Origin of the sequence: Bacillus cereus group sp. BfR-BA-01382, from assembly GCF_022663475.1 — a bacterium.
Classification (GTDB): Bacteria; Bacillota; Bacilli; order Bacillales; family Bacillaceae_G; genus Bacillus_A; species Bacillus_A thuringiensis_S.
Genome location: NZ_JAKUFQ010000150.1, coordinates 1 through 9,569 on the forward strand (window position 1 = coordinate 1; position 9,569 = coordinate 9,569).

Consider the following 9,569-nt stretch of genomic DNA (forward strand, 5'->3'; position numbering starts at 1 on the left):
GTTAATGATTATCATTATCAATTAGAGGTGAAGGAATGAAAAAATCTATTACGCTATTTACAGCGATTTTATCTATTTTTTTCTTGTTAATAGGTTGCAGTGCCAAAGGGGACGAAAAAGCGTCTGCAACCAAAACAGAAAAAGGAAAAGAAAAAATCGAAATTACCGACCTGTCAGGGAGAAAGGTAACATTCGATAAAGTACCAGAAAGTTTTGCAACATTAAGTATGGGAGACATGGATATTATTCATGCTTTAGGTGGAAAAGTAGTAGGTCGTCCGGATACGAAATTAACTCTTCCAGAGGAGTTAAAGAAAGCAAAAGTAATCGGGAATGCACATCAACCGAACTTTGAGCAAATTGCTAGTTTAAAGTCCGATGTACTTGTTGCTAACAATGGATTCCAAAAGAATGTGCCAACGGTTGAAGGACAGGGAACGAAAGTAATCATTTCTTCTGCGAATTCTGTACAAGATATTCAAAAGAATATTGAATTATATGGAACGGCAATGAAGAAAGAAGATAAAGCAAAAGAACTTAATCAAAAAATCAATAATCAAATGAAGAAATATGAGAAAAAGAGCGATGTGAAAGCATTGCTAGTGTATGGCGCACCAGGTACTTATTTAGCGGCATTACCAACATCTTTATCAGGTGATATTTTAGAAAAAACAGGCGGAAAAAATATTGCTTCTGATTTTCCAGAAATGAAAGAATATCCGCAATATGCACAGCTAAGTGTAGAACGTATTATTGAGGCGAATCCAGATGTGATTTATTTAATTACACACGGAGATCCAACAAGTGTGAAAAAAGCATTCGAAGGCGAAATGATGAAAAATGAAGCGTGGAAAAATTTAGATGCAGTAAAACAAAACCGCGTAGTTATTTTGCCACCTGATTTATTTGGATCTAATCCTGGGACAAAAGTTACAGAAGCAATGGACTTTATGTATAAAAGTATACAAGATGTAAGGAAATGATACGTATGGAAAGTAGTGAAGTAGTAAGAGAAAAGGAACATCCTTTTGCGAAAAAAAGATGGATAATAGCAGTTACTTTAGTTGTATTAACAATTCTAGGCCTCTTTTACGGACTTTTCGCAGGAAGTTTATCTTTTTCTGTAAGAGACATTCTAACAGGTATACAAGATGAGGGTTCGACAGTTCATCGAATTGTATGGGATCTTCGCATACCGAGAGTTCTCGTTGGGTTTATAGTAGGAACATGTTTAGCTGCATCTGGTACACTGCTGCAAGGGGTTATGAGAAACCCTCTTGCAGATCCTGGTATTATCGGAGTTTCATCTGGGGCAGGCCTTGTAGCAATTGTCATCATGATTTTATTCCCACAGCATCTAGCTTTTTTACCACTAGGGGCGTTTTTAGGAGCTTTCATAACAGCGATGGTTATTTATGCTTTATCATGGCAAAAAGGGGCACCACCTTCAAGAATCGTCTTAGTAGGGGTGTCGATCAATGCATTAATTGGTGCAGCAACGTCAGCATTAATGTTATTACATAGTGACAAAGTACAATCCGTGTTACCGTGGCTAGCGGGTGGTATTGGTGGTGTAAGTTGGGCACATTTAAACATGATTATTTATTATGCAATATTCGCCATTATATTAGCTTTCTTTGGCATTAAGCATATTCGAGTGTTAATGCTTGGAGATGAAATGGCAAAGTTATTAGGACATAACGTGGAAAAAAGTCGGTTTTATTTAATCGTAGTAAGTACATTATTAGCTGGAATTGCAGTAAGTGTATCTGGTCTTATTGGATTTGTCGGTCTTGTCGTACCACATATGCTACGTTTATTAGTTGGAAATGATTATAGATATTTGCTACCTTTATCATGCCTTGGCGGCGGTGTATTACTTGTTTTTGCGGATGCAATAGCTCGAAGTTGGTTCGATCCAATCGAATTGCCTGTTGGTATTTTACTGTCCTTCTTAGGTGGTCCGTTCTTCTTATATTTAATTCATAGAGGAGGAAAACAACGTGATTTCCGTTAACAAAGTGTTTTATGCACACTCTGAAAGATTTCAAATGCAAAATATGAATGTACATATTAAGGCTGGAGAAATCGTTAGTTTAATTGGTCCGAATGGATCGGGAAAATCTACTTTGCTTCGTTTAATAGCAAGGCTACTGAAACAAAGCGAAGGGGACATCATTTTAGATGGGAAAAACATTCATATGATGAAGAGTGCTGATGTAGCGAAGCAATTAGCAATGTTACCACAAATGCATGATCATCAATTAGATTTAACAGTGAAAGAACTAATTGAGTTCGGAAGAGGTCCACATAAATCATGGAGTAGCCGCTTAAATAAAGAAGATGAAGAAATTGTTGATTGGGCATTGTCTGTTACAAATCTTGAAGGGTATGAATATCGTCTTTTACATTCTTTATCAGGAGGGGAACGGCAACGTGCTTGGATTGCCATGACGCTAGCGCAACGTACAAATGTCTTACTATTGGATGAACCAACAACCTTTTTAGATATCGTTCACCAGTTGGAAGTAATGGAACTTGTGAAACGATTAAATGAGGAGTATGGAATGACAATTATAATGGTTTTACATGACATTAACCAAGCTGCTCAATATAGCGATCGTTTACTCGTATTAAAGCGAGGAAAGATTCAGTATGATGGTATACCAGAAGAAGTGCTATGCCATGAAATGTTTCAACATGTATTTGGCATAGATGTAGATATCTTTCAAGGAAGTGACAAGCCGTTTTTTACACCGAAACGAATTTCTAAAAGGGGAGAAGAGCGATGCAAACAGAAGAGCGTATTACCACTGAATTAGTAAGAGAATTTGTTATGGCAGCTCACGGGGATTTAGAGAAAGTACAAGAGCTATTGGTTGAATCGCCAAGCTTACTTCACGCCTCTTATAATTGGGGTGGATCAGATTGGGAAAGTGCGTTAGGGGCATCGGCACATGTAGGTCGTAAAGATATTGCTCTTTATTTACTAGAAAAGGGTGCTCGGATGGATATTTTTGCAGCAGCTATGCTTGGTGAATTAGAAGTTGTACAAGCTATTTTAGTAGCTCAACCAGAAGCATTGCGTGCATCTGGTCCTTATGGCATTTCTCTTCTTCAGCATGCACGAATGGGTGGAGAGAAATCTAAGCGTGTATATGATTATTTAGCAATACTATCTTAATGAACGAAGGAAGTTCTTATGTGCGGTAAACTTTTCACTTGAAACAATTGGAAAGTTTACCGCCCGTTAGAACGGGATAAGTATCTAGTATATTTGAAAATCCTACACCCCCTCAACTGTAGTTTTCTTAATACTAGTTATGATATGGATGCAGTAGACGAAATTTGTCTACTGCTTTTTTTAGTCGTTAAGAATGAATATTCTGTATTTTATTGTAGGTTCATTTATCCCGCTATTTGCGGGCAGTAAGTCTCCCGCCTCAAAATTCAGCTAGAGCAAAGAAGTTAGATGGGAGATCCACTGCCCGTAAACGCTCGATTGGTGAGGGCTGATAATCAGTGGGGGTGAACAAAATTCCCCACTGATTAAAGTTTCACTTTATAATTAATAGTAACATTTCGTATGCATACAAAACATGATCGTGAAATTAAGAATAAATTAGTGGAAAGGAGTGCAGGCATGTTTCATACAGATTGTTTACAAATTCGCAAATATACAATGGATGATTTACAGTTCTATGCTTCACTATGGGGGAACGAGAAGGTAATGCGCTATATTGGAAATGGGACGTTAAAAACATATATACAGTGTAAAAAAAGTTTGGAGGAGTGGGTCATTCCTAGCTATAAAAACGGTCTCGGTTTATTTGTATTGATTGAAAAGGAAACGGGAACAAGAATTGGTCATGCAGGGCTGGTAAAGCAGCAGATTGATGGAAAAGAGGAAATTGAAATTGGTTATTGGTTACTTCCTCAGTATTGGGGAAAAGGGTATGCAAAAGAAGCGGCGGCAGCATTTCGAGACTACGGTTTCCAAGCATTACGAATGAATAAATTAATTTCTCTCATTAACCCGAATCATCCCGCCTCAATATTTGTTGCTAGAAAGACAGGGCTCAGCTATGAGAAAACAACTTTATTTCATGGGATGGATGTTCTTGTTTATTCCATTAAACGTGTTGGATGAAAAATTACTTTTTTAAAGGTAAATTGCATTTTTTGAAGAATGGTATATGAAAATAAAGGGGGGATTACATGTACATTTATCATAATGGACTTATTATTCGTGAGGGAACGAGTAGCGTACCAGCATATGCAATTAAAGCATTGTTTGAAGATGCCGGTTGGAGTAATGATAATATCCCTTCTTGGCAAATTGAAAAATTTACGATAGCATTTGAAAATTCAACATGGGCTTTCACAATTTGGGATGAGGAAGAGATGGTTGCGATGGTTAGAGTCATTTCTGATGGAATTATGATTGCGAACATAGTAAATTTAGTTGTGAAGTGTGAATATAGAGGGAAGGGATTAGGTAAGAAGCTTGTAGCTCTTTGCCTGCAAAAACTTCCCCACGGTGATTGGTTTGCGCATACATCAGCGAACAATTTTGATTTTTATAGAAGTTGTGGATTTGAAGTTAGAGAGCTATCGAGAAATGGAACATGTGCGTATTATGGATACCAAGTCGCGAAAAGAGATGGTCACCGATAAATGAATGGAAAGTAAAAAAGTATAGCGAGGTAATTTTGAGACTTTTGATAATAGAGAATGGATTGAGGCTCGTTTTATGATAAAATAAAAGAAAATTCTGTTTATTATTAAGGGGATAAAAATGAGTGTAAAAGCTGGGGATGTATTTAAATATGAAAGAAGATTTACTGAGGAAGAAGTTTTTGAATTTGCAAATATTACCGGTGATAAAGGTAGACACCATATGGAATACGATGAAAATGGAAGATTAATGGTTCATGGTTTATTGACTGCTAGCATTGGGACGAAAGTGGGAGAAGAGTTACATTACATAGCAAGAGAATTAGTAAGTGAGTTTATTAGACCAGTTTTCACAGGAGATACGATCACTTGTGAACTAACTTTAACAAATGTTGAGCAAATGGAAGGCTATAAAAAAGTTTCAATCGAGTCAGTTTATCGCAATCAGCATGAAAAGACTGTACTAGTTGGGACAAGTTATGGAATTATAAGGGGATAAAAAAGAAGCCTGTTTAACAGGCTTCTTTTTTTATTATTTAATAAACACGTTTTCGATTTTCCGCATAACTCGAGATGAGTAATAATGCAGTTTCTTCTCCTATATTACGAACAATATGAGGAACGCATGCATTCCATGAGAAAGAATCACCTTCTTCTACAATTGCAATATCTTCACCGTGCTGAACTTCTAGTTTTCCGCGTAATACAAGGTGACATTCTTCCCCTTCATGGGCATTTGGTGAGTTTTCTTTCGGGAATCCAGTAGGGATTTCTACTAAAGATAGGCGAAGGCCCCCTTGCTCCGCAACATGTTCAATTCTTTGCTCATCTTTGCCGTATACACTGTATTTCCGTTCTTCTTTTTTGACAATTTTTAATCGATCTTTTTGCTCTAACAATAAATAGGGAAGGGGAACGTTTAAAAAATTGGAGATCGTTTCTAAAGTTGAGATAGATGGTGATGTTTTATTATTTTCAACCTGACTCATAAATCCTTTAGAAAGACCTGTTCCCTCGCAAATTTGTGCAATTGTTATGCCTCTACGTTGACGAATTTCACGTATTGCAGAACCAATATTCATAAAATCAAGCTCCTTTTTGTAAACAACTATTTGTATCATAGCAAAAAAAATATATTTTTTCCCAGTGAAAATGAATTGACGAATAAAAAAAATTAGTGTATGTTTTGTAATGTAAATAAAAGTTTTGTATAAGAAAACTATAAAGGAGAGAATGAAATGAATCAACATATTGGTAACTTAATTATTCGTATCGTGTTAGGGGTAACATTCTTCATGCACGGTTTAACAAAATTCCAATCAGGAATTGACAATATTGCAGGATGGTTTACAAGTATTGGTTTACCAGGAGGACTTGCATACGGTGTAGCAACGTTTGAATTAGTTGGAGGTCTATTATTAATTCTAGGTTTAGGTGTAAGATATATTGGATTATTATTTGCACTTGTTATGGTTGGAGCAATCGTAAAAGTGAAATGGTCAGCTGGTTTATTGGGAGATGGAAAAAATCCTGGTTTCGAATTAGAACTTGCATTATTAGCAATGGGTGCATACTTATTTGTTGCAAAAGCTGATGGTTTTGTAGATAATTTCTTAAAAGAAAAAATGTCAAAGAAGAACTAATTTAAATGGGGGGGCTAACAAGATGAGTTTTCAACTTCATCCCGATACAACACTTGATGTTGTTCATTTATACGTATCTAATGTAAAGAAATCACTAGAGTTTTATACGGAAGTACTAAGTATGAAGGTGCTAAAAGAAGAAGAAGCAGTCGTTACATTTGGGAATGAAAATGATGAACCACTTCTTATCATTGAAGAAAAGAAAGAAGCTTTTCCGAAGCAAAGAGGAAGAACAGGGTTATATCATTACGCAATTTTATTACCAAGTAGACAGGATTTAGCGAATGTTCTTCGTCATCTTGTAGAGATGGTATATCCACTACATGGCGGAGCCGATCATTACTTTAGTGAAGCTCTTTATTTAGCTGATCCAGATGGAAACGGGATTGAAATTTATCATGATCGACAAAAAGAAGTTTGGCGTGATGAGAATGGAGAACTCCCATTTGTTAGTAACCCGTTAGCTGGTGAAGAATTATTACAGCAAGGAAGTACATGGAATGGCTTTCCAGCTGGTACTGTGATGGGGCATATTCATTTCCATGTAGCTGATTTAGAGGAAGCGAAACGTTTCTATGTTGATGGTCTTGGTTTTGAAGTAACGATCCCAGCTCGTAATGGAGCATTGTTCGTATCTGCAGGTGGTTATCATCACCATATCGGTTTAAATACATGGCAAGGTGAAGGGGTACCACCGCAAATGCCAGGTTCTGTTGGTTTAAAATATTTCACAGTTGTACTAGCGAATGAAAAACAAAAAGAGCAAGTATGTGAAAGCTTAAAAAATATTGGCAAGATTGCTACGTACAAAGATGGAATATTACAAGCCCAGAATCCATTTGGACATTGTATCCATTTCAAAATAAAAGGAGAAGCCTAAAAAGGCTTCTCTTTTTTATTTTCTTATGATTGCTTTTTCGTTTTGTAAAAATAGTTCATCAAATTGTTTTGCAAGCTCAAAATCTAGTTTCGTTAAACCTTTTGCATTCCAAGATGACAAAGTAATAATAACTGCTTTATACTGGATAAGGATAAATGGATGGTGATTATGTTCTTCTGATAGTTTGGCGGCTTCAGAGACAAATTCGACTCCTTTTAAGTAGTCGGAAAACATATATTTTCGTTCAATCCATTTCTCATCTTTTACCATCCATTTATCTACCTTCAATAATTCTTCGTGAACTTCTTCTTCAGTTAATCTTAGCATCATTTTTCACATCCTTTACTGGAAGTAAAGCAAGACCATTGTTAATAAGGCGTGTTACAGCTTCATCAGTTGTGAAAGTAGAAAGTTGTTGTAGTAATGTTGCCGATGCTTCATGCCCTTTGTTATGCTCTAAAAGTAACTCTAATATTTCAAGGCGCAGCAACCATTCTTTCGCATAAAATTTATTTAATACTTCTTGAATTGCTACTAATTGATCGATATGCGCGTTGTGTAAAATCCCCTCACTTCGAATATCTCGCACTGTTTGATACATACGTTCAAGTTCATTCAGTACAAGTGGAGCAGGAAGTCCTTGAACTTCTTCATCCATTGGGAAAAATGCTGCGGCATCTGCGGCACCTGGGAATACTGAAGTGATTTGTGAGCCAACAGCCATATCAAATGCGCCCCATGAAGCATCAAATAAAACGCGGGCGTTATAAGTAACTGTGCAATCGATAAAGGAAATAAGAGCAATTTTCTTATCGTTTTTCACAATATCTGTTACTGTTCCTTTTACATGAATACCACTTGCGAAAGTAAACTCAGCGATAGTTCCAATTGTAATTCCTAATGATTGTAGTTGTTCGTCTGTACAATTTTCTAATGCAATATTTTCAGTGAGTAATCCAATCGGTGTTCCAAATCCGTCACTGTGTACAGAAGTAGAATGATTCGCTAACTGTTTATTATGAAGCGCTAATGCCGTTGGCGAATTTGTTCGCATGTAAATTAATTCACCTGCATCGTTTTCAATTGTCTCGCTAAATGTACCTGTAATTTGTAATCCACTATTTAGCTCAGCTGTTGCATAGTTCTCAGAGCGAATTGCTTTTTCTAAACCTTCTTTTCCACCTGTTTTAAAGGCCATTGTTTTAGAAAATGTTTCAAGCGCATCTGTTAATTCTTCAAAGGATTCACAAACAAATAGTTGTGGTTGCATTTTTGTTACGTCATAAGTTGTCCCTGTACATGCTTCGATAGAAAATGGAACCTTTTCTACAGCGTCTGTTAAGCAATGTTTGCTTTCGCCAACAGAAGAAAGGAGACCAGCACCATATATCTTTGGATCATCTATATTTCCGATCAATCCATATTCTACTGTCCACCAGAAAAGACGTGAAATTTGTTCAGCTTCCGATAAACCAGAAACTAAGTTTTGTTTTTCAATTACAGCATTTTCAGCAGCCTTAACTTCATCAGGAGTAGAAGTAGGGCTTTCTTTTACTATCGTTAATGTACGAACAGCTTCAAATGCATCATGTTCTTCTTTTGTAGAGAAAGCTTTTGCACCAATTTGCCCAAAACGTTTCACATATTTTGCATATGTAGGATCAAGTAAAATCGGTGCGTGTCCTGCGGCTTCGTGTACGATATCTGGAGCTGGTGTGTACTCGATATTTTCTACTTTCCGGATATCTGTTGCAATCGGTAGTAATCCGTGTCCTTGAAAATCGAAGAATGCTACGCCAGGAATAAGTCCGTCAATTGTTACAGCGCCCCAGCCGCTTGGTGCCAAACACTCATTCATTTCTTCTACTTTTGGAATTGCATCTATATTAATACCAGATGATTGTAGTCCGTTCACATAGGCTGGATGAGCAACGTCTTTTAAGAAGCTATGATTTTGTCTCATAATATAACGCCACACAGCGTGATTCACCGGTGTGTATTGATCATAATGTTGTGTGGATACAAATGGTTTTAAATGCGATGGAATTTCTGTTTTCTTTGTCATTTAGACATCCTCCTTTTTTTCAATAAAATTGAATATCGATTTCGAATAGCTTGTATCACCCCCTTTCATTATTTGTAAGCGCTTATAAAATTTTATCATAAGATTCGGAATTATTTAACATATGTTTCTGTGATAAATAGAAAAAGCCCCTATCGGAAAATCCGATAGGGGCGAAAGAATCGCGGTACCACCCTATTTGTAAGTGAAAATATACTTACATCTCAATTAATGATAACGGAAAAATTCCGTCTTTTCCTTCATGCATAAAAGCACTACGAAAAAGAAGCTCCAGAATTGTAATTCA

The 9,569-nt window shown here is 36.6% G+C and carries 12 protein-coding genes; 9 read left to right on the forward strand and 3 right to left on the reverse strand.

Going from position 1 to position 9,569, the window contains the following annotated elements; translation table 11 throughout:
• Nucleotides 1–35 precede the first annotated feature (35 nt).
• From MR160_RS31415 to MR160_RS31445, 7 genes are all read left to right on the forward strand, one after another.
• Nucleotides 36–983: an ABC transporter substrate-binding protein gene (locus tag MR160_RS31415; RefSeq protein ID WP_000748464.1), complete on the forward strand. Its 948-nt coding sequence runs from the start codon at nt 36–38 to the stop codon at nt 981–983.
• A 5-nt stretch (nt 984–988) separates the two neighbouring features.
• Nucleotides 989–2,017 carry a FecCD family ABC transporter permease gene (locus tag MR160_RS31420; protein WP_002082127.1) on the forward strand — a complete coding sequence of 343 codons (1,029 nt, stop codon included), beginning with the start codon at nt 989–991 and terminating at the stop codon, nt 2,015–2,017.
• Entirely contained in the window at nt 2,004–2,822 is an 819-nt protein-coding gene (locus tag MR160_RS31425; RefSeq protein ID WP_000626531.1) for an ABC transporter ATP-binding protein, read from the forward strand. Before MR160_RS31420 ends, MR160_RS31425 begins: the two co-directional genes overlap by 14 nt.
• Nucleotides 2,789–3,184, forward strand: coding sequence for an ankyrin repeat domain-containing protein (locus MR160_RS31430; RefSeq protein WP_098507376.1), 396 nt, complete (start codon nt 2,789–2,791; stop codon nt 3,182–3,184). Before MR160_RS31425 ends, MR160_RS31430 begins: the two co-directional genes overlap by 34 nt.
• A 402-nt stretch (nt 3,185–3,586) precedes the next feature.
• Nucleotides 3,587–4,150 carry a GNAT family N-acetyltransferase gene (locus MR160_RS31435; RefSeq protein ID WP_118961582.1) on the forward strand — a complete coding sequence of 188 codons (564 nt, stop codon included), beginning with the start codon at nt 3,587–3,589 and terminating at the stop codon, nt 4,148–4,150.
• Between the two features lie 68 nt (nt 4,151–4,218).
• Entirely contained in the window at nt 4,219–4,677 is a 459-nt protein-coding gene (locus MR160_RS31440) for a GNAT family N-acetyltransferase (RefSeq protein ID WP_000276127.1), read from the forward strand.
• A gap of 121 nt (nt 4,678–4,798) precedes the next feature.
• Nucleotides 4,799–5,176 (forward strand): hotdog family protein, encoded by a 378-nt coding sequence (locus MR160_RS31445; protein WP_000111562.1) that lies wholly within the window; start codon nt 4,799–4,801, stop codon nt 5,174–5,176.
• 37 nt (nt 5,177–5,213) lie between these two features.
• On the opposite strand, the gene MR160_RS31450 is transcribed toward MR160_RS31445, so the two are convergent.
• Complete coding sequence (locus tag MR160_RS31450) at nt 5,214–5,759, reverse strand: helix-turn-helix domain-containing protein (RefSeq protein WP_001020693.1); 546 nt, start codon at nt 5,757–5,759, stop codon at nt 5,214–5,216.
• A gap of 156 nt (nt 5,760–5,915) precedes the next feature.
• Here MR160_RS31450 and MR160_RS31455 point away from each other — a divergent pair, with 156 nt between their 5' ends.
• Nucleotides 5,916–6,320: a DoxX family protein gene (locus MR160_RS31455; RefSeq protein ID WP_001071553.1), complete on the forward strand. Its 405-nt coding sequence runs from the start codon at nt 5,916–5,918 to the stop codon at nt 6,318–6,320.
• A 22-nt stretch (nt 6,321–6,342) separates the two neighbouring features.
• Nucleotides 6,343–7,200 carry a VOC family protein gene (locus MR160_RS31460; protein ID WP_242299007.1) on the forward strand — a complete coding sequence of 286 codons (858 nt, stop codon included), beginning with the start codon at nt 6,343–6,345 and terminating at the stop codon, nt 7,198–7,200.
• A gap of 15 nt (nt 7,201–7,215) precedes the next feature.
• On the opposite strand, the gene MR160_RS31465 is transcribed toward MR160_RS31460, so the two are convergent.
• Complete coding sequence (locus MR160_RS31465; RefSeq protein WP_000979537.1) at nt 7,216–7,530, reverse strand: 4a-hydroxytetrahydrobiopterin dehydratase; 315 nt, start codon at nt 7,528–7,530, stop codon at nt 7,216–7,218.
• Nucleotides 7,511–9,265, reverse strand: coding sequence for an aromatic amino acid hydroxylase (locus MR160_RS31470; RefSeq protein ID WP_000163195.1), 1,755 nt, complete (start codon nt 9,263–9,265; stop codon nt 7,511–7,513). Before MR160_RS31470 ends, MR160_RS31465 begins: the two co-directional genes overlap by 20 nt.
• Between the last annotated feature and the right edge of the window lie 304 nt (nt 9,266–9,569).